Here is a 20,890-nt window from a genome sequence, read left to right as displayed (position 1 = left end):
AACATTTCCTTCCAAATCATATTTAGCAGAACCATTCAAAAATGAATTCTACTATTTCTATTCTGCCGAATTTTGCCGTTTATGCTAACAATAAAATAAGCTTTTCAGTACGTACTCCTAAAACATTGCGTCTTGGCTTCGTCAAGATACTCTTCATATCACCCGACGAGTATTTTTGTCATGTATAAATCTTTTTGAGAAAAAAATTTTAGAATTCAATTCATTAATCGTAATATTGCGATATACAAAATCATCAAACCATGGGCGCTACAAAAACGATTCACTTTACCGACCAGCAAAATAATATTGCCAACATTGCGAAAGCACTTGGTCACCCTGCTCGTATTGCCATTATCGAATACCTATTGAAAGTAAATGCCTGTATCTGTAGCGATATTGTTGACGAATTACCACTTGCGCAATCCACAATTTCACAGCATCTGAAAGAACTAAAAAATGCGGGATTAATAAAAGGGAATATCGAAGGAACATCCATCTGTTACTGCATTGATGAAAAAACTTTCGGGATCCTAAAAGCCTATTTTGGTAATATAATCCTATCCGTAAACAATCAAAAATGCTGCTAAGAACTGCTTAAGGCTAATGCCTTTTAAAAAATAACTTAATTTTTTTTACACACAACTATCGTAATATAACGATATAATAAAATAGAAATACTATGAAATTATCAGAAATCAAACAAATCCTTCCAACATTAGAAAATGTTGAATTTCAATTAGAAGATGGAACTTTTGTAGCAGAACATTTCCACGTAACCGAAGTCGGTCAGATCAATAAAACTTTTATTGATTGCGGTGGCGTTACGCGCACCGAAAATACTGTAAATTTCCAATTATGGAATGCCGATGATTATGAACACCGTTTGAAACCAGGAAAACTGGCGCACATCATCGAACTCTCAGTAACAAAACTAAATATCGGAGATCATGAGATTGAAGTAGAATATCAAAGTGGTACAATTGGAAAATATGGCTTAGCATTCAATGGTAAGAATTTCGTCTTAACGAACAAAACCACAGCCTGTCTAGCACAAGATGCATGTGGCATTCCAAACCCTTTGCAGGTAGTCGATGCAAACAGTTGCACACCAGGTTCTGGCTGTTGTTAATCAAAAGACCGATATGAACACAAAACTAGTAAATACCATTTCGGATATACTGAAATTAGCGATCAATCAAGGGCGCAAATCTACGTTGCAGCCCCTGATTGATTATATCCAGGATAAAGTTACAGCTGGCTCAGCTATCAATATCAATTTCATCTGTACGCATAACTCCCGTCGAAGTCACCTCTCTCAGGTCTGGGCACAAATCGCTGCTGCGCATTACCAAATACCAAACGTAACCTGTTATTCAGGAGGTACAGAAGAGACAGCACTGTTTCCTAAAGTTGCCTTAACACTTGAAAATGCAGGTATTGCCGTCAGTATTATTTCAAACAGCGAAAATCCGGTTTATGCCTTCAAATACGATGAAAATGCTCTGCCTATTATTGGATTCTCTAAAAAATACGACTCCCCTTTCAATCCTGAATCCAACTTTGCAGCAGTCATGACCTGTTCACAGGCAGATGGCGGTTGCCCTTTTATTGCAGGAGCTGAAAAACGCATACCGATTACGTTTGAAGATCCTAAAATATCGGACAATACAGCAGAACAAGACGAGGTCTACAGAAACAGAAGTTTGCAGATTGCCTCCGAAATGTTTTACGTCTTTTCACAAATTAAATAAAATATAGGATGCAGGTAAAAATGAAATTTCTAGACCGATACCTTACCTTGTGGATCTTCCTGGCGATGGGATTAGGTATCCTAATAGGCAATGTATTCCCCGGTATTTCAGATGTAATGGATCACCTGTCCATCGGTGCCACCAATATACCATTGGCAATTGGATTAATCGTTATGATGTACCCGCCACTCGCTAAAGTAAATTACACTCTACTGCCCTTGGCATTCAAAGATAAAAAAGTGCTGCGTCTATCCCTTTTACTGAATTGGATGGTAGGCCCCATCTTGATGTTTATACTGGCAGTGCTATTTTTAAGAAATGAACCCGATTACATGGTAGGGTTAATTCTAATCGGACTCGCGCGATGCATTGCTATGGTGATCGTATGGAATGATTTAGCAAAAGGAAACCGCGAATATGCAGCACTTCTAATTGCTTTAAATAGCGTATTTCAAGTCCTGTTCTATAGCTTATTCGTATGGTTGTTTATCAATGTTTTGCCCTCCTATTTTGGATTTGCGAAGTATGCGATATCGATAGAGATGGGCGAAGTTGTAAAAAGTGTATCAATCTATTTAGGAATACCCTTTTTAGCGGGTTTTTTAAGTCACAGATTTCTCCCCAAAATAAAAGGTGAAAACTGGTATCATCGAAAATTCATACCGCTAATATCGCCATTTACATTATACGCGCTATTATTTACCATTGTCCTGATGTTCAGTTTAAAAGGCGAACAGATCATTCAATTGCCCTTACAGGTTGTTAAAGTGGCAATACCAATGGTGATTTATTTTGTACTGATGTTTTTTATAAGTTTTTTTATCAATAAATCGATGAAAGTCGCCTATGATAAGAATGCGGCCATATCATTTACGGCTACCGGAAATAATTTCGAATTAGCCATTGCAGTAGCTATAGCCGTCTTCGGCATACATTCCCCACAGGCATTTGTGGGCGTTATTGGGCCATTGATTGAAGTACCGGTCCTCATCCTCTTAGTACGTGCCAGTCTTTGGCTCAAAAAGAAATATGATAGTTAGGTTTAGCATGGTGGCATTCGCATTTCCTCCTATTTTTGATCGTCGTTTATTTAAACAAAAAATGGGATATGCCACCGAAAGATATGATCACGCCTGCAATAAACAAAGCACCTTACCAAATTAAGGTGCTTTGTTTATTTTAAACCATTTTCTTTTTTCCACTTGCGAATTCGATTGCTCGCATTGGCATAAGGTGAAGAAGTATTGAACTGGATCATTCTTCCGCAGGTCCATTTCTCATACCAGGCTGTTTCATATAATTCATGATTTGACTTTTTAGCTATTAATGCTAATATCGCCTCTACAGTATGGCTTAACTTATCCATCAATACATGAAAGTCGTCATCTTTATAGTCGTCGTAAAACTTTTGTGCCAGTCGACCAAGTTCATTCCATTTAAATCCAAACTCCGGAAAAGACACCTCCTCCTTATTATCCTTTAGCCTGTTCCATTTGAGCACCAGCTCTCCCCACCCTACCAAATAAGCCAGCAGATCGTTGATACTCATTAATGTACCTTTACCATGACCTTCCATATCCTTCACCGCTGTCCGCTCATAGGGAACAGTACTTAAGTCCTTTTTAAGTTTATCGTAATTTGTTTTTATTGCTAATTGTAGCTCAGATTTATTTGTTGGAACAGGCATAAAATTCTTTCAGTAAAAAAAAGGAATACGATCAAGTGATTGTTAAAAATTATTTAGAATCATCACATTCAAAAATATATCCGGTTCTTCATCATCATCTAACTGGAACCGCAATTTGACTTCCTACCGAATCATTATAGAACCGCTATAATAGTTTAAAAGGAATTTCAAACTGGCTCCTAAAATTACGCAATATCTTCCAAAAAAAGCTACGGAAAATCCGATTATTAAGACAATAATTTTCGTACTTTACTAAACCTACCCCATGTCTGGAACACACTATTTCATCAAAAACGCTATCTGCACTTGCCCATGCCAATGAGAGACTATTTCACCTTGTTTTAAATTCATTACCAAAAGCTCAAATTTAAAATGACAACAATGTCACATGCTATAGAATAGATCATAAACAAAGTCAATCCTAATAACAAAATTCAGCATGATTTAGAAGAATAAATTACACATATTACTCTTTAAACTACCAATATTACTGATCTGGTATGAAATACCGTATACATTTAAGAAATCAAGAATATGAGAACGTTCTTGTCCTCTGCAATAAATAATTTACGCGTGCAGCACTTGAATTATATATATTTGTAGTATGATACGATTCGAAAACTTTGCGTCTTATAATCAGTATGTAGGTTTAAAAGAACCGTTAGATGACGATATAGATATCGGTTATTATCAGCCACTTCGCATGAGGGCTACATCAGATCCTGTTTTAATAGATTTTTATCGGATTTCCATAAAGATAAATCTGGTTTATAGTAATACGCCAGATGCAACGCCCATTACAGCCGTTTTCTTCAATAGTCCTAACCTCGCAAATGGTTGGGATATAGCACCGCTCCCCACCTATACAGGAATGTATCTACAGCTCTCAAAGAAGATCATTTCGGAGAACCGATTTTTATTCAAAAATTACCTGGATTATGGACAGCATGAAGCATTGTACCTGACCGAAACGGAAGCGGAAGAAATCCGTACGGTATTTGAATTGATGACGCCTTATTACAACAGTAAAAAGAAAAATAATACTGTTTTATTATCCTACGTCAACGTACTGGTCTCTTTAGTAGAAGCATTTTATAAAAGACAGTTTTCAACAGATCCAAAGCAGTACAGTATTTCGCAGATAAATTAGGTTTGTCGGCCAACTATCTGGGCGATATCATCAAACATTTAACAAATAAATCTGCCCTTGAAAATATTCATGATTTTGTAGTAATAAAAGCTAAAGAATTGCTTGAGATCAAAAAAGAATTGAATAGTACCGAAGTTGCGTATGAACTTGGATTTGAGTACCCAAACTATTTTGCCAAGTTCTTTAAAAAACAGGTGAATCTTACCCCTCGGCAATACCGTCAGTCCCTGATCAATAAATAATCCGTTAATTCTGACCCCAAATTTCTAAAAAATTTACGTCCTGTAATTTGTTTCCTTTTTTGTAGTAGTCTGTTTCCTTGCCATTACCTGCCATCTAATAATTTTGTTTCATAAAAAAAACAACGCGAACAGATTTATTTAACCCCTGTACAGTTATACTATTTTTTGTCAGCAAGATAAAATAGCACACCTTTTACAGGGGATATGCCAAAACAGAAAACAGTCTTTATTATCAATACTTAAATATAAAATGGAAACTATAAAAAAAGTACTTTTAATCAATGCACATCTGCCCTATCCCAATTGGTCAGAGGGAACACTCAATAGCGCTTTTATACAGGTGGCGCACGATTTTTTCTTATCAAAGGGCTACGAGGTTATCGAGACGAGTATCGAGAAAGGATACAACGCAGACGAGGAAGTAGAAAAACATTTGGAAGCCGCGATCATCATTTTACAAACACCGATTAATTGGTTTGGCGCTCCATGGATCTATAAAAAATATGTAGATGAAGTATTCAATAGCGGCTTATTCAGTGAAAAATTTCTTTCAGGTGATGGCAGAACCAGAGAAGATCTCTCCCGACAATATGGAACAGGAGGTAAAATGCAAGGTAAAAAATTTATGGTCTGCAGTACCTGGAATGCACCTGAAGCAAGTTTTAATGATGAAAACCAACAGTTATTTAGAGGCATAAGCACTGCTGATTATTTAATGCATATAACAAGTAATTACAGATTCTGCGGCGTAGAAGTTGTCTCGGACTATAACTGTTTTGATATTTTTAAAGAGGGTGATATCGCAACAAGCCTTAAAGACTATCCGGCACATCTAGCTCAGGTTTTTGAAATTTAACAACGTTCATAGATGCATAACAGCGTAAATGAATGGCGAGAACGCGCCCAATAGTAAGTCCTATTCCCTATATTCAAACTGTAATGATGCTCATTTTACTTTGAAATTAGAAGCATTTACTTAAAACGGTTCCTCATTTTTTGCTAAAATGAAGAACCGTTTCTAGTGGCTAGTGAGTTTTCTGGAAAAACTGTTTGGTATCTCCTACAGGAACATCAAATTGATTTTTTTCCAAAGCTAAAAACAATTCATCAGCAACCTCAGAAGCAGGAATACCGTTTGCCCCTCCGATTTCTGCGGAGAATTCGGTATCGACCAAAGGCGGATAAACTTCATAGACCTGCAACTTCTCCCGATCTTGATAGGTCTGTCTTAATGCGGCAGTATAGCTATGGAGCGCTGCTTTCGTAGCACCATAAGTGGGCAGCATCACATGGCTTCCGAACACTGCTATTGATGAAATATTAATAACAGCCGCTTCAGCTTTCTGAAGAAGATGTGGAATAAGCAATTCTGTAAAATGGATGACGCTGAAATAATTGGTATTCATCTCAATAGCTGCTTTTTCATGTGCTCCGATAGTTTCACTCAAAAGATAAGCAAATGCAGCACCAGCATTATTGATGATAATATTAACATCCGGATAATTTGTTTTCAAATCATTGGCAATACGGATTCTATCAGATTCAACCGACAGATCTCCCTGAATAGCCACTGCCTGATCCAGTTCTTTTAACGCCTTTTGAAGCCGTTCTTCATTTCTGCCGTTGATAATAACCTTATTTCCTGCTGCATTTAATTTCTTAGCGATCGCTAATCCTATTCCGGCACTTCCGCCGCTGATGAATATGGTATTTCCTGTTGTTTTCATATTGTTACTGTTGATCTATAGTTTTATAATCTGTATAACCCTTTTCGCCCGGCGTATAAAATGTATTCTGATCCGGAACATTTAGTGTCGCTCCGGTTCTGTAACGCTCCACTAAATCAGGATTTGCAATAAAGGGTACACCAAATGATACCAGATCGGCATCACCATCACCTATAACCTGATTGGCCGTATCTTTATTAAAGCCGCGGTTAATGATGATCGTTCCTGTATACAGCTGACGGAAATGCTTGGCAACTTCCTGGATAGCATTGGCGTTTCCGGAAACATCAGTAAAAGGTTCTATCAAGTGCAGATAAGCCAGATCGTAATCATTCAGCCTATTGACTAGATAGTTGTAAAATGCAATGGTCTCATCGTCGACCAAAATACCCATAATACCGTTTAAAGAAGGGTTGAGACGAACCGCAACTTTACGGATATCGGCAACCTCTTTTATGGCATCCAAAATCTCGAAAAGAATGCGCGCTCTATTTTCGATCGAACCCCCATATTCATCGTTGCGCAGATTAGAATTTTTACTAAAAAACTGCTGCAGTAAATAGCCGTTGGCAGCATGAAGTTCAACACCGTCAAATCCAGCTTCAAAAGCATGAAGCGCCCCTTGTTTGAAATCATTAACCGTTCTTTTAATATCAGCAACCGTCATGGGCTGAGGAGCGACAGTAGGTTTAAATCCCGTTGCTGTAAAAACCTGCTGCTCTGGATTTACATCCGACGGAGCCAACGGTTTTTTACCCTGATGAAGATCAGGATGCGAGTATGCTCCAGTGTGCCAAAGCTGGGCAAAGATGACTCCGTTTTCAGCATGTACTGCTTCCGTGGTCAATTTCCAGCCTGCGATCTGCTCTTGCGTATAAATTCCAGGAACATGTATAACACCTACTGCCTCAGGACTGATAAATGTACCTTCGGTAATGATCAGTCCAGCAGAAGCACGTTGCTTGTAATACAGCGCAGTCAACGCTGTTGCTTTATTTTCGGGATTATCAGAACGGCTTCTGGTCATGGGAGCCATCACTATCCGGTTCCGCAATTGTAATCCATTTTTATGGTAAGAATTAAATATTACACTGTTTTCCATGGTATTAATAATTTAAAATAGTAAATTTGCTTGCATTTTGCAAGTACAAATATAAAATTCAACTTGCAAAACGCAAGTGTTTTTTAAAAAAAATACATTATTATGAAAAATAGATCGCAATGCCCTATCAGTTGTTCATTAGATATTTTAGGAGATAAATGGTCCTTATTGCTCATCCGGGATTTAATGCGCTTGAAACAATGCACCTACAGCGACTTTTTAAAATCTGGCGAGAAGATAGCGACCAATATCTTAGCTTCAAGATTATTAATGCTGGAAGAAAATGGACTGATCAGTAAACTGGATCATCCGGAAAGCAAAGCAAAAGTTTTATACACCCTTACTAAGAAGGGTATCGATTTACTCCCCATATTGATTGAGATGCAATTATGGGTAGACAAATATTACACGGTACCCAAAGAACAGAAAGAGATCATTAAAGCTGTTAAGAAAGATAAAGCGGGTTTTATAAAAGCACAAAAGAAAGTATTATCGGATGGAATTAAGGTAGAGCACTGATATTATAAAAGTTAAGATGACAAGCAGGAGATCAATTCACCTATGAGATCTTTCGTACAGTGGCGCAAAGTTCAGTTATTCTTAAAATAAGTAACAGCAATTCTGTTAAAACTTTTAAGCAAAAAAGCAGATCTCCTGACCCATGATTTAGATATTGGAAAACTTATACCTTCATAAACTGGTCAATTATTTGAACTAAATAGTCAAAATATAAGGACTAATTAGAAAAGTTAAGTGTTATTTATTTCAATATATTTGCATTATATTTTTTACTTCACTGGTCATCAATCGGTGATTCAAATTTCTTTTGATTTCCTTTATCATCTGAGTTTTAAATATCGTTTATGAAAAAAATGATCAAAGTACCAACATCATTAATAAGTGGTCCTACCCCTCAAAATGCGTTAATGCTCGACGGATGCTCTATTATTGAGCAATGCATCCATAGTATGGAAGCTAAGGGAACGATGTATCTGGAAGAGCATCTCCTCATGATAGTGCTCGAAGGATCTGCAACGCTAACTTATGGCAAACAGCAGTATGTTGTCGGTAAAAATGAAATGATTCTGCTAAAAAAGGCAACGGCGGTCAAATACGATAAAATTGGTAATCCCGATAATGACAATATCTATGACAGCCTGATGTTTAGCATCAAAGATGATTTATTAAAATCATTTTTAGCTATGTCTGAAATAAAGGTTCCGAAAATTGAAGGAGAAATAAAGACGGGAGTTTACCCGATGAATGAGTGCCTTGTTGCTTTTGCAAATTCTATGAAACCTTATTTTTTGGATCATTCTGTTGTGCAGCCCGGACAATTACGCCTTAAGATCATGGAATTACTGTATGACATCGCTGAGGGAAATCGGAATATGTTTCTCCAAATTTTACAGTTGCATGAGCCCGTTAGGGCGGATATCCGTCATGTTGTCGAAATGCATTTTGCCTCACCAGTTTCTTTACCAGAATTAGCGTATCTATCCGGCAGAAGCCTATCCAGTTTTAAACGAGATTTTAAAGCCATTTACAACATGACTCCTGCATCATGGATTCGGGAAAAACGTCTTGAAAAAGCGAAGGAAATGTTAGAGGCAACACAATTGCCTGTTTCAGAAATTTGTTATTCTCTGGGCTTCGAAAACATTTCACATTTTTCGAGAATCTTTAAAGAATACCACGGACAAGCACCGACCGTATTTCGTCATTAAAATAGAGATGGCCATCAAGCCCGATTTCTCCTGCTCATTTGGACTTAATAGAATAAATAGTTGGACGTTATAAAAAAATGGAAACCTTTTATCGTCTGTAAATTTGTAACATAAATTAAAAAATATAAAATTATGTCGACAAATAAAAACAGTAATACTGTACAAGATTACGAAGATGTGTTAGCCATTGTAGCAGGATACGTGGATGGACTAAAAACGGGCAATATCGAACAGTTAAAAAAAGCATTTCATCAAGATGCTGTTATGTATGGTCATTTAGAGCACGACCTTTCACAAGGTAGTATAGAGAACCTTTATGCCTACGTTCAAGAATTTGGTGCCGCACCAAATATTCAGACCAATCTTACGGTGTTACACAAAACGTCCACCACAGCGGTAGTTCGTGTTGAAATGGAACACGACGCCGCTGATGAAGATTTCACAGATTATCACTCCCTGATAAAAATAAATGGAGAATGGAAAATTGTTGCAAAACTATTCCATCTATACACGAAATAATCAAAAACTATTACTTCAACTTTTCATTGGACATAAGACCTTCCTTTCCGGTGAAAATTCGTTATAAAATTTAGATATGTCAAAATTATTCAGTCCTTTAACTGTAAAATCAGTAACTTTTAGAAACAGGATCGTTACGTCGCCCATGTGTATGTATATGGCTAATGATGGTTTTGCCAATGATTGGCATTTAGTACATTATGGCTCTAGAGCGATGGGTGGTGCAGGTTCTGTCATGCTCGAAGCGACAGCAGTCCATTCCGATGGACGCATTGGAGTTGGAGACTTGGGAATCTGGAAAGATGATCATATTGAAATGCTTACTAAAATTGCATCATTTATAGAGAAGTCTGGCAGTGTCCCAGCAATCCAATTAGCACATGCTGGTAGAAAAGGAAGCACATGGGCATCTGGACGTGACAGTCATCCGTTGATGCCTCATGATGAAAATGGATGGGAAGTTATTGCTCCGTCTGCAATAGCATTCTCTCCAAACATGCAAATCCCACGCGAAATGAGTTCAGATGATATCACATCAGTGCAACAAGCTTTCGCAGATGCCACTAAGAGAGCATTAACAGCTGGTTTTAAATTGATAGAAATACACAGTGCACACGGTTATCTAATCAATGAATTCTTATCCCCTATTTCGAACAAAAGAACCGATCAATATGGTGGAAACCGAGAAAACCGTTCGCGTTTTCTATTTGAAATCATTGATAAAATTAAAGAAGTATGGCCTGCAAATCTTCCAATTGCGGTACGCATCTCAGCAACAGATTGGATGGATGAGGGTTGGACAATTGAAGATTCAAAATGGTTAAGTAAAAAGTTATCACAATTTGAAATCGATATTGTTGATGTTTCGACCGGTGGAACAGTACCTAAAGCTAAAATTACAGTCGGTCCAGGATATCAATTACCTTTCGCCAGTGCCATCAAAAGAGAAATAAAAGACAATTTAATAGTTGGTACAGTAGGTTTAATCACGAATGCACATCAGGCAGAAACCATCTTGACAAACGGAGATGCCGATTTGATCTTCATAGGAAGAGAGTTTTTAAGAAATCCCTATTTTGCCTTAGCAGCTGCAGGAGAACTTCGCTCACAACCACCTACCCCGAAACCTTATGAACTCGCATTTTAAATAATAAGGAGGTTCAATATTGAACCTCCTTATTATTTAACTAACTTTTCGGCTCACTTTCCTAAAAATACGAGTTTATATAAAGAAAATATTTTGTAAGTTGACGGATATTTCATCAACCGTTCAACTGATGATAAACTGCTAAAAAAAGATCAAGAATTAAGACTACTTATGGAGCAACCCACACCGCAACGAGTAAAAGAAATATTTGACCCATTTTACAAAGCTGACCTGAAACTATGGACTGAATTTGCAAAATATCTACAGGTGCGCACCTTTAAAAAAAATGAGTTAATAAAAGATTATCATAGTAAAGAAAAATACATCAACATATTAATTAGCGGTTCCGTTGCACACTTTGTTTTGGCAGAAGAAAAAGATATCTGCATTAATCTATATTACGAGGAACAATTATTCAGTGATTACCTATCCTTTCTTACCCAATCATCAACGGTTATCAAGACGCAGGCTTTAGAAGAATCGCTCGTATGGTCTATCAGCCATAGCGATCTGCATGCTTTATATTCTAGGTCCACTACAGGGCTAATCATTGGCAAGGCTATTTCCGATGCCATGTTCATCAGAAAACAATCCGAACAGATTAATTTACTGACGCTCAGCCCTACCGAGAGATATTTAAAATTAATCAAAGAGCGTCCTGAGATTTTCCAGAGAACATCATTAAAAATCATCTGCTCTTATCTCGGTATAGCAGCAGAAAGTCTGAGCAGGATTAGAAAAAAAAACCTGTAGTATACATTTCTTAACTTTCGTCAATTTTTTAGCGAAATCATCTTGCTACTTTTGGACATTCAATAAAGCCATTATATATGAAAAATAAAGTAAATTATCTCGCTGTCCTGACGTTTTTTATCATTGCCGTTCTTCTTCGCTATCTGACCAATAAAACCGATTTATTGAACGGTATATCAAGCGGATTTATTAAAATCATCCTACAGGGTATTTCTCCCACCATTGCCGCATTAGCCGTCTTCGCTCTCTTTAAAATAAAACCCGTTCTAACATTAAAAGGGAACTACAGCAACATCATGATCCCTTTTCTCTTATACTGGGCATTACCCATTATCCTAATTTTAGGTACGGAGTATGCTATCAAAGGAACCCTATCTTTTGAAGCTATTACCGCAATCTTAATTTATGGTCTTTTAGAAGAAATCGGATGGCGCGGATTTTTACAGCAACAGCTTAAGCCATTACCGGAACTTTTAAATGTTCTGATCGTGGCTGTACTCTGGTTTATCTGGCACCTGAACTTTGATTTAACAAGTTCAAACCTCTTGTTTTTGGGGATTTTAATCCTTGGCAGCTGGGGAATCGGAAAAGTTGCCAATAATACCAATTCATTAGTAGCAGTAGCTGCATTTCACTCGCTCAATAATTTTTTCCCGGAGATGAATACCATAAAAATCATCCTACTCATTTCATTATTGTCCATCTGGGTCATTGCACTGATCATTAGAAAAAAACAACAAAATGGACAAAAAATTATACTAAGCTAGAATATAAAAAACCAAAAATTCATTCAGAAAGATTATTTAGTCTTCAATAGTCGGTATTAATAACCATTAATCCACTGGATTTACCTTATTGCTGATTTTCAAGATTAACCATCTTATAAATACAAAGAAAAGAAGAATTAAAAATGCCATGAGTACATAACCGAGCTTCCCCATTGACCAACCAAAAACAAATAACCAGGTATTTATCTGTTCACCAGGATTGAAGGCTTTATTGGCACCAAAATCCGACAACAGTAAGAAACCAGTACCGATATATAAAATAAGCAAGGTAACAGCAGTACTAATTAATGTGTATTTCATGTTATTAAATTATATTGTTTTTCAGTAGTTCAATAAACATGCCATTGAAAATATTGATAATACAGCGTGAGAAGGCCGGTAGAATTACCCCCAGCCTTCTTCTTATATTAAGCCTATTCCACCACGATCTCATTCATCTTTTCATTACCATAAAAAACAGGAAAATACATCAACTCCGCCTTTGCCGGATTTACCGTATAGACCCCCGTGTATCGTGGCAATAGCTCGATTTCAAAAATATGCGACCCCTTATTCAATTTTGGACAAAAGATAACTACCCGATCTTTGAAATGTTCCCGATGGGCTTCATTTCGGTAATATCCAGGCGATTTACTTTCATAAGTACAACCCGCAGGAATCGGAACTTCAAGCTGGACGTACTCGGCCTCTCCCGTCAGCGATACAGTAACTTCAATTTTAATCGGTTTACCTTCTTTTAACGTAGTTAAAGGTCCTTTTTCGTTCTTAAATCGAGTAGAAACTGTCAAACCTTTATCTTTTTCAAGAGCAGGATTGGCATTCCAAAAGTTCTGATATGCCGTCAGAAACAGCGGTCCTGTCCCTTCTTTACGCACACGAATCTGTTCAGTTGCAGCAAATTTCTGCGTATTAGGAAATGCGGTAATACGCTTATCGTTCACAATTGCTACAGGAGACTGAAAAGTTTCACCTTCTTTCAATAAATCTGGAAGAATACTTCGAATGATCCGTGAAGACTCATAGATATTGCTCCAGTTACCCCGTTGCTTCTGTGCAAAGAAATAATTTCGAATAAGCTCGAGATCCGATTCATGCCCCCCGATTGTTTTCAATATTGCATACGCCAATAGCGTATTTTCCGTATGCGTTTCGGTTGGATTCAAAAATATCCTTTCGTTCTTATCAGAAACACCTCCCGAAGTCCAATACATACCACCTAAAATTGTTTTTGAAGCATATTTAAGCACAGTATCTGCGGCATGAGCATCTGCGATCCCCAATTTAGCCATCAACAGATATTTAAGCAATATATCCTTCGTTGATTTACTTTTCAACTTTCCATCAATAGCAAGAAAATAGTGTTTATAATCCGTTTTGGGATCCAGCCGGTTTAAAAACACCAATGCGTTAAACAATCCTTCCTTGGCCATATTAAGTTTATCTTTGTTCCAAAGAACATCCAAAGAAGCTAAACTTCTTTTCAAGCTTTCCTCCTCCCGTTCGATATACAATCTTCTCGTCAACCCCGTCCTGTAACCCGCATCTTCAGCATCCAATAGCACAGAAACGACATAATTACTGATCCATGATACCGTTTCACTTTTATTCCACCAGCCCCAACCTCCAACTGTATTCTTGTTTTTCTGCAATTCTTTCAAAAGGTCAAGGATTTTTTTCTCTTCTTCAAACGGTTTCCCTAAAAGTTTTGTTAACGCTTTCTTAGAAAGTAGCGCACTTAATTTAGATGCCAGCTGTTCGTTGCACAAAAACTTATAAGCATCAATATGTGCTATTTCGCGCTGGATGAATTCCCATGAATTGGCCTCAGCATGCACGGTGATTTCTCCCAGCTCAGGTGATGTTTTTAACTGATATTCTTCTGTTCCATTCAACACCTTAAAATCACCCTGATGCTGCTCCAGTCCTTTTTCAAAAATCGGAATATTTCGTTTCTCGCCATCAAAATAGCCATTAGAAAGTCCGATTGCATACGAAAGTTGCAAGCTATCGCCTTTTCCAGCCCGAACAGCAATTGGATCGCGGTATGACTTCGCTATTTTCAAATTCGTTTTTACAGAATCAACCCCATTGTAGATCGTCCGTAACACCTCCAGACTATCGCCAAGATAGTTAACCACTCGACCTATTGCGGTAAACTGATCGCCACGAATAGCAAATCGGGGAGCTGCCAAATGTGCGGAAACAGCTTTAAAGGCTTTAATATTCAACTCTTTGGTATCTGCAAAATCTTTTACCCCCTTGGCGATAAAGATTGTTCTCCAATTGGTAATATCATCTGGATAAGTAGTCTCAAAACTTGCTTTCCCTGCAGCATCTGTTTTGAGCTTCGGTTGCCAGAAAGCATCATCATGAAAGTTGACCCGCATCGTATTACCCGATTCGAGGTAAGGCATGGAAACATTCGGCTGTACTGCAGCCACAGTTCCAGTTCTTGTCTGTACCATAATGACTCCATTGGCAGCCCTTGCGCCGTACAAGGCAATCATGGATTGATCCTTTACCGTATTCACGGAAGCAATTGCAGCCGGATCAAAAGAAGCAAGATCACCTTCGAACACCACACCATCCACCAAGATCAGCGGTTTTGTACCAGCATCCATACTGTTATTACCTCGAATCAAGATACCGCTCACCTTTCCTTGCAACAAATTTGGCATATTATTGACCGTGACACTTGTAACTGAACCTGTCATACTTACCCTCTTTTGGCTAGCCACGCCCATCACAACGACCTCATCCAATTGATTGTCCTGCGCCCTCAACTCAACAAAATAATCCTGCCCCATAGATACTTTGATATCCGAAGGATTATAGCCTATTGCAATAATCTGCAACTGTACTGCTTTTTCATCCGAAAGCTCCAATTCGATACTACCGTCAAAATTGGAAAAATACTGCTGTTTCGTACCCATTTTTTTGACAGCAGCCCCGATCACCGGTGCATCACCATCATAAACCAAAATTCTGACAGCGGAGCTGCTATTACGCTTTGCAATAAATTCAGCCTTGTTTATTTTTAGAACTTGACCATGCCCCTGCTGTTCATAAAGAATAGAATCACGAAGCGGATTCAACACCCTATTTGCAACGGTTTCATCACGGACCATCTTATAAGCCACTGCGGCTTGAGGTGATCGCTGGTTCCATTGAATACCATCCAGTTTTAGGTAATTTAGGCCATTCGATTTTAACGTTACAGCCAAACTATAGGCTATCGAATCGTCTTTCACCACATGCAAAATAATATCTCCGACAGGTAAATTACGCAAGCTATTTTCAGCTCCATAATACAGTCTATAATACCTATGGTCTTCCGCTTTTGCAGGTTCTACGAAAATAAGAGCAGGCTTGACAAGCTTTTGTTCAGCATCCAGACCATAACTTAAATTGAGGTTAAAGGTTGGTTCTTTGGAATCTTTTTTCGCCAAAACAAATTGCGCAACTCCACTATTATTTTGCATGGCCTCCTTAAATTTACTCGCCACATTTTTCTGAATATCACTACGCATCCATAATTTCTTCGTGAAATCCAATTGCGGTTTAAAGTAAGGTGCATCTTTTCGTATATAGTCCGCATCAAAACTTTTCAACTTTTGGTACTGCTGATAAAGTGTATATTGATATCCGCCTTCTATTTCAAAACGTCCAATTGATGTCGTATCCACGATTAATGTTGCTATTTTGGGCACGCCATTATACATTTCGGTACGCGGAAACGGACCTACCAAAACAGGTGCTGACACTTGGGTCCTAAGCCTACTGTTATAGGTCCTGTTCGGAAATGGATTCAGATAAAAAAGATCGCCTGAAGTTTGGATATAAGCCGGCATTTCGATAGGCACATTTAGATTTGGTAACTGCCAAGCTCCGAAATTATTGGTTACGGAAATCAACTGCTTTTTGAGTTCTGTGACTTCGGTATCTTTCAGCTTTCCAACATCGTCCTTGGGCAGCATTTTGACCAAGATCTGTCCTTTACCCAGCGTTTCATCAGGGTAGTTGAATCCAATTGTATCCTGCCCTATATTAAAGGATACGATCATTCTCCTGCCTTTTTCAACGCGGAACCCTTTCACCAATACCTCCTTGTCATGTGTTCTGAATTTAAATTCATGCTGTCCCGGATAGATTTCAAAAATATAATCATCATGGTGTTGACTCTGTTTCGCATAAGTCAAAACACCATCTATCCACATCATATGAACCCCTTGTACCAAGCCATTTACCACCAGATATGGAGAAATTTGGCTTTTAATTTCCGCGACCGGCTGCGACGCCTGATAATAAACTTTAGGAAATAAAAATTGGTAAAAAGCAATCGTATCAAGCTGCATTTCTTTAGACCATCTCGCCCAGTCCTTTAATGCCTCCTGGTGTCTTATCTGGGCTTCATCCAGATCAAAATTAAAATTCTGGAAAGGTTGAACATACCGAATGAGCCCGCCAATCTTGACATTTGGAGCACTTGTATTTTTAAATTTTGATGTAAATCCATAAGCCGTAATATCCACATCCGGCACAGGTTTGCCCACTTTATCGGTCACGGACAATTGCACCTCAGCCTTTTGACCAGGATAAACCGTTGTCGCTGTATTGACCTCTAAATTCAGATTTTTCTGCATAAAAGGAAGATCTTCCTTTATCACTTTGGCACGGCCTGCAAAAAGATAAGTAATCTGCAGGCTATACCCTTCTTTTCCCCGTTCTGAAAATGCTTCGCTTAATTGAGTCGCATAACCCGACGAAACCATTTTCTTACCTTTCCTAACCCGATACCAAAAAGGAATAGCGGCCGGATTACTCACCGTCAATAAAACCGAATCGGTCGTGCGGTAAAAACGATAACGCAGTTGCTCCTTTTGTTCCTGTTCCAAATCCAAGATTTCAGAAATTCCATTCGCCTTAACTCCTATTTCCGTTGCCTGCCATGCAACCGGTATGATATGGGGTAAACGAACCTGCTCTACGCGCAACATTTCATTGTTTTCACCTAATAATTCGATCTTAGCATCGCTTGATTTTTCAATACCTTTCTCAAAATACTTAATCTCCGCCTGCCCGTCTTTAACGGCGATACGAATTTCTTTTTCCGTATCAAGCAAATGGAGCTGCAGTATTTTTTCATGACGCTCATTGTCCGAACTGAGGTAGGTACCTATAACTTGAAAAGGAAGACCCATGTCTGACGGGAAAATCGAATCTGGCAAAACTATTTCCTTTTCCGCGACTTCAGTAAGAGACACCGTTGTCTGCCACAACGTATCTGGAACAAAATTCACCTGATTCGCCTTCATCTTTCCTGTACGGTAGGAGTTTGGTACAACTTTCAATTCTACTCGACCATCATAAACAGGCATATCATTCTCATTGACAACCTTTAACTTCAGGCGGATACTATCCCCTTTTGCAAAATCCGTGCGATCGGATTTCATGCTAAACGTGAGACTTTTCAATTCATATTCTTCATATCGAAATGACTCTTCAAGCAGCACTTGCTTAGATTTGCTAGACTTCAATAAAACACGGTAATATTTATCCAGGGTAAGTCCCAGTCCTGCATTTAAGTCAAAAGAAAAAGCATACATGCCAGGGCGATAGGGAGCAAGTTTTGTGATGACCGTATCTTTAGCATTGCCCACTACATGTACATCCACCGAATCTAGATTTGGTTTCCATTTACCCTCTTCGAGATAAGCCTTGAATTTCACCTGATCATTGGGCTTATACATCGGCTTATTGAATACCATAAAGCTTTGGTTATCAAAACTTTTTTTCTTACGAAAAATCCTTTTAAATTTATATTGTGTCCGTTGCCAGTTTGTTTTCACACCTTGCCAAAAGGATACTTTTTCTTCATAAGGCCAGTTCTTTTCTACACGTAGATAATGATACACCCCTTTATGCAAGATGCTGACGATATCACCTGTTTTCGCATTAGCAGCATGATAATAGCCCAATTTCCGATCATAAGAGACCCTATTCTTGCCCAAAGAAAGGTGTGCATCGGTTATCATATTACCCAATGAATCGTACAAGCAAACCGCAAATGCTTCGGTCGGAATGACCTTAGCATACAGATCATCAATGATAAATTCATCATATACCAGGTTATTTTCATCAGCACGGACCTCCACATAATTGCCACGTGGCAAATTGAGTTTTTGATTACGATACTTTCCTTTTTGAACAAAATCGGTCAGCATACCCTCGTTAAATTTCACTTCTCCGATATGGATCTTTTTTAAAATCTCGGGGTTTAATTTATAGATATAAGAATCCGAAGACTGACGTTGACTATTGAACAGTGCAGACTGCCCAAATAAGGCGATCGAATACAAAAAGGTTAAAACACTAACGATAATTGACTTCCAACTCATAAAAGGTATTGACTAAATTCCCTTAAAAATAGATAAATTTTCCAAACACACACATTATACTTCATTATACGCACAAATTTTCGTGTAGAGATATCAAAATTTCCCAATAAAACCTGCATCAGAAGCTATAATCTCGGTGAAAAATTCCTCATTGGGAGGAATATGTTGTACAACACAAATTCATGTTAGGAGATAATCGCCATCTAAATATTAAAATCAGTGAAATTTAATTTTATTTAGAACAATTCCAGATTAAAACCTATATTTGAACCTATCTATCTAAAACGACTTGCTTAGTGAGCCTTAAACTATTTTTCACAAAAAAAAACAAGCAGAAAAAATCACCTGAACAAATATTTCAGGAGTGGTTCGATGCCTATTGGAATCGACTTGTTGATTTTTGTGAACACCATTGTAATGATGAGCAAATCGCTATGGATATGGTACAGGATATTTTCTGCTCGCTTTGGAAACGTAAAGAAGTGATGGAAGAAATTATTCAGATAGAACACTATCTCTTTCGCGCTGCGCGAATACGGATCAATGATTATTACCGTGAAAAGTATAAGCGCATCGATCAGACACATGAATTGACAGAGACCTTCTGCCACAGCATCAACAACACAGAGGAGACCATCTATTTCAGAGATCTTGATCATTTTGTTGATGGCCTGGTCAACCGACTCCCCTGCCGTTGCCGTCAGGTCTATACCCTGAGCCGCAATAGCGGTCTAAGCATACCCGAAATTGCCGAAGCATTGTCTTTGTCCGAAAAGACTGTCGAAGCACATCTCACGAAAGCCCTAAAATTCCTGAGAAATAAGATCGCGACATCAGAACAAAAATAATTTTTTTTTAGACTAAGGGTAAAACAGCTAAACGACGACTGGTATATAAAAATATATGAAGATCGATCATCAGCTCTTGGAAAAATACTGGTCAGGCCAGTGCACACCTGTTGAGAAACAGGCTGTGGAAGCTTGGATGGCTGATGGTATTCCTGATGAAGAATTTCCACGCAAGAAAAGTAACTATACACCCGAAGAGAAAAAAGCGATCATATGGCAAAATATTCGCCATCAAGCTGATATCCCCGATACGTTCTCGGCAGAAAAATCAACCCGTAGACGCTGGCCTACACTCGTCGCAGCAGCCAGTATCGTGAGTATCCTATCTGCAGCTTGGCTCTATCTTCGATCGGATAAAATAACAGCAGAACCGATCGTAACCACCCGCTTTGTACAGATCGAAGTACCTTTTGGAAAAAAACAAAAACTCATCCTCAGCGATGGAACGACCATAAGTCTCAATTCCGGAACAAAATTACGCTATCCCGAAAAATTTGATGCAGCGAAAAGAGAAGTGACCTTAGATGGTGAAGCTTTTTTTGAGGTGAGCAAAGATCCAAAACGACCTTTTATTGTCCAGACTAAAAATACCAGTACCCGCGTATTGGGTACCCGATTCAATTTGCTAAGCCGTACCGGACAGTCCGATATGCTTACTGTAGAAGAAGGACGAGTACAATTTACCGCAGCAAATTGTCCGGACACCCTTATTTTAAAAGCCAATATGCAAAGTAGTTATGCTGCAGGAAAGATGAAATCAAGTACCGTAAACAGTGAACTGTCGACTGCCTGGATGGAAGGACAACTTATATTCGACAACAAAACCATCAAACAGGTGATTCCGGAACTTGAACGCTGGTATAATGTAAAGATCACCTGTCACAATACAGCAATACTAAATGATCAGGTGAGAGGGAAGTTTAAGCAGGCTTCTTTAGCATCAGTTTTACATGATATCAGTTTTGCAACCTCCATCAAATATACCATCAAAGATAAGGAGGTCAGCTTATATAGATAATCGATCCGCAAAAAATAACCCGGTGTACGCATC

At 38.3% G+C, this 20,890-nt stretch carries 20 protein-coding genes; 15 read left to right on the top strand and 5 right to left on the bottom strand.

The window, feature by feature from the left end:
* Positions 1-260: 260 nt before the first annotated feature.
* The 4 genes from HCX49_RS04170 (at position 261) to arsB (ending at position 2,791) form a co-directional block, all read left to right on the top strand.
* Positions 261-587 carry an ArsR/SmtB family transcription factor gene (locus HCX49_RS04170; protein ID WP_021192054.1) on the top strand — a complete coding sequence of 109 codons (327 nt, stop codon included), beginning with the start codon at positions 261-263 and terminating at the stop codon, positions 585-587.
* A gap of 92 nt (positions 588-679) precedes the next feature.
* Positions 680-1,129: a DUF6428 family protein gene (locus HCX49_RS04165; RefSeq protein ID WP_168126262.1), complete on the top strand. Its 450-nt coding sequence runs from the start codon at positions 680-682 to the stop codon at positions 1,127-1,129.
* A gap of 13 nt (positions 1,130-1,142) precedes the next feature.
* Positions 1,143-1,751, top strand: coding sequence for a low molecular weight phosphatase family protein (locus HCX49_RS04160; protein WP_168126261.1), 609 nt, complete (start codon positions 1,143-1,145; stop codon positions 1,749-1,751).
* Positions 1,752-1,759: 8 nt separating this feature from the next.
* On the top strand, positions 1,760-2,791 hold the full coding sequence (gene arsB / locus HCX49_RS04155; protein WP_168126260.1) for an ACR3 family arsenite efflux transporter: 1,032 nt from the start codon (positions 1,760-1,762) through the stop codon (positions 2,789-2,791).
* Between the two features lie 134 nt (positions 2,792-2,925).
* On the opposite strand, the gene HCX49_RS04150 is transcribed toward arsB, so the two are convergent.
* Positions 2,926-3,438: a ClbS/DfsB family four-helix bundle protein gene (locus HCX49_RS04150; protein ID WP_168126259.1), complete on the bottom strand. Its 513-nt coding sequence runs from the start codon at positions 3,436-3,438 to the stop codon at positions 2,926-2,928.
* Between the two features lie 604 nt (positions 3,439-4,042).
* Between HCX49_RS04150 and HCX49_RS04145 the strand changes: the two genes are divergently transcribed.
* The 3 genes from HCX49_RS04145 to HCX49_RS04140 all read left to right on the top strand — a co-directional run bounded on the left by HCX49_RS04145 (position 4,043) and on the right by HCX49_RS04140 (position 5,686).
* Complete coding sequence (locus HCX49_RS04145) at positions 4,043-4,588, top strand: hypothetical protein (RefSeq protein WP_206368222.1); 546 nt, start codon at positions 4,043-4,045, stop codon at positions 4,586-4,588.
* A gap of 2 nt (positions 4,589-4,590) precedes the next feature.
* Positions 4,591-4,830 carry a helix-turn-helix domain-containing protein gene (locus HCX49_RS25345; RefSeq protein ID WP_206368220.1) on the top strand — a complete coding sequence of 80 codons (240 nt, stop codon included), beginning with the start codon at positions 4,591-4,593 and terminating at the stop codon, positions 4,828-4,830.
* 250 nt (positions 4,831-5,080) lie between these two features.
* Positions 5,081-5,686 (top strand): NAD(P)H-dependent oxidoreductase, encoded by a 606-nt coding sequence (locus HCX49_RS04140; protein ID WP_206368218.1) that lies wholly within the window; start codon positions 5,081-5,083, stop codon positions 5,684-5,686.
* 169 nt (positions 5,687-5,855) lie between these two features.
* Here the strand turns inward: HCX49_RS04140 and HCX49_RS04135 are convergent, their stop codons facing one another.
* Together HCX49_RS04135 and HCX49_RS04130 are read right to left on the bottom strand one after the other, a co-directional pair.
* On the bottom strand, positions 5,856-6,557 hold the full coding sequence (locus HCX49_RS04135) for an SDR family oxidoreductase (protein WP_168126258.1): 702 nt from the start codon (positions 6,555-6,557) through the stop codon (positions 5,856-5,858).
* A 4-nt stretch (positions 6,558-6,561) separates the two neighbouring features.
* Positions 6,562-7,659, bottom strand: a complete 1,098-nt coding sequence (locus tag HCX49_RS04130) for an alkene reductase (RefSeq protein ID WP_168126257.1) — start codon at positions 7,657-7,659, stop codon at positions 6,562-6,564.
* A gap of 102 nt (positions 7,660-7,761) precedes the next feature.
* On the opposite strand from HCX49_RS04130, the gene HCX49_RS04125 reads away from it, so the two are divergent.
* From HCX49_RS04125 to HCX49_RS04100, 6 genes are all read left to right on the top strand, one after another.
* The gene (locus HCX49_RS04125; protein ID WP_021190983.1) at positions 7,762-8,178 is read left to right on the top strand and encodes a winged helix-turn-helix transcriptional regulator; all 417 of its coding nucleotides are present in this window, start codon (positions 7,762-7,764) and stop codon (positions 8,176-8,178) included.
* A 344-nt stretch (positions 8,179-8,522) separates the two neighbouring features.
* Positions 8,523-9,386 (top strand): AraC family transcriptional regulator, encoded by an 864-nt coding sequence (locus HCX49_RS04120; protein WP_168126256.1) that lies wholly within the window; start codon positions 8,523-8,525, stop codon positions 9,384-9,386.
* 132 nt (positions 9,387-9,518) lie between these two features.
* Positions 9,519-9,905: a nuclear transport factor 2 family protein gene (locus tag HCX49_RS04115; RefSeq protein ID WP_132767386.1), complete on the top strand. Its 387-nt coding sequence runs from the start codon at positions 9,519-9,521 to the stop codon at positions 9,903-9,905.
* Between the two features lie 76 nt (positions 9,906-9,981).
* Positions 9,982-11,052 (top strand): NADH:flavin oxidoreductase/NADH oxidase, encoded by a 1,071-nt coding sequence (locus HCX49_RS04110; RefSeq protein ID WP_168126255.1) that lies wholly within the window; start codon positions 9,982-9,984, stop codon positions 11,050-11,052.
* A 171-nt stretch (positions 11,053-11,223) separates the two neighbouring features.
* The gene (locus tag HCX49_RS04105; RefSeq protein ID WP_132767382.1) at positions 11,224-11,805 is read left to right on the top strand and encodes a Crp/Fnr family transcriptional regulator; all 582 of its coding nucleotides are present in this window, start codon (positions 11,224-11,226) and stop codon (positions 11,803-11,805) included.
* A 77-nt stretch (positions 11,806-11,882) separates the two neighbouring features.
* Entirely contained in the window at positions 11,883-12,572 is a 690-nt protein-coding gene (locus HCX49_RS04100) for a CPBP family intramembrane glutamic endopeptidase (protein WP_168126254.1), read from the top strand.
* Between the two features lie 66 nt (positions 12,573-12,638).
* On the opposite strand, the gene HCX49_RS04095 is transcribed toward HCX49_RS04100, so the two are convergent.
* Together HCX49_RS04095 and HCX49_RS04090 are read right to left on the bottom strand one after the other, a co-directional pair.
* On the bottom strand, positions 12,639-12,893 hold the full coding sequence (locus HCX49_RS04095) for a hypothetical protein (RefSeq protein ID WP_168126253.1): 255 nt from the start codon (positions 12,891-12,893) through the stop codon (positions 12,639-12,641).
* 113 nt (positions 12,894-13,006) lie between these two features.
* Positions 13,007-18,991, bottom strand: coding sequence for an alpha-2-macroglobulin family protein (locus HCX49_RS04090; protein ID WP_168126252.1), 5,985 nt, complete (start codon positions 18,989-18,991; stop codon positions 13,007-13,009).
* Between the two features lie 296 nt (positions 18,992-19,287).
* On the opposite strand from HCX49_RS04090, the gene HCX49_RS04085 reads away from it, so the two are divergent.
* Together HCX49_RS04085 and HCX49_RS04080 are read left to right on the top strand one after the other, a co-directional pair.
* Positions 19,288-19,839, top strand: a complete 552-nt coding sequence (locus HCX49_RS04085) for an RNA polymerase sigma-70 factor (protein WP_132840490.1) — start codon at positions 19,288-19,290, stop codon at positions 19,837-19,839.
* A gap of 55 nt (positions 19,840-19,894) precedes the next feature.
* Entirely contained in the window at positions 19,895-20,857 is a 963-nt protein-coding gene (locus tag HCX49_RS04080) for a FecR family protein (RefSeq protein ID WP_168126251.1), read from the top strand.
* Positions 20,858-20,890: the final 33 nt, after the last annotated feature.

The organism is Sphingobacterium sp. B16(2022) (assembly GCF_012030425.1).
GTDB classification, from domain to species: Bacteria; Bacteroidota; Bacteroidia; order Sphingobacteriales; family Sphingobacteriaceae; genus Sphingobacterium; species Sphingobacterium anhuiense.
Note: the sequence above shows the minus strand (reverse complement) of the source record. Positions and strands in the feature narration are given on the sequence as shown.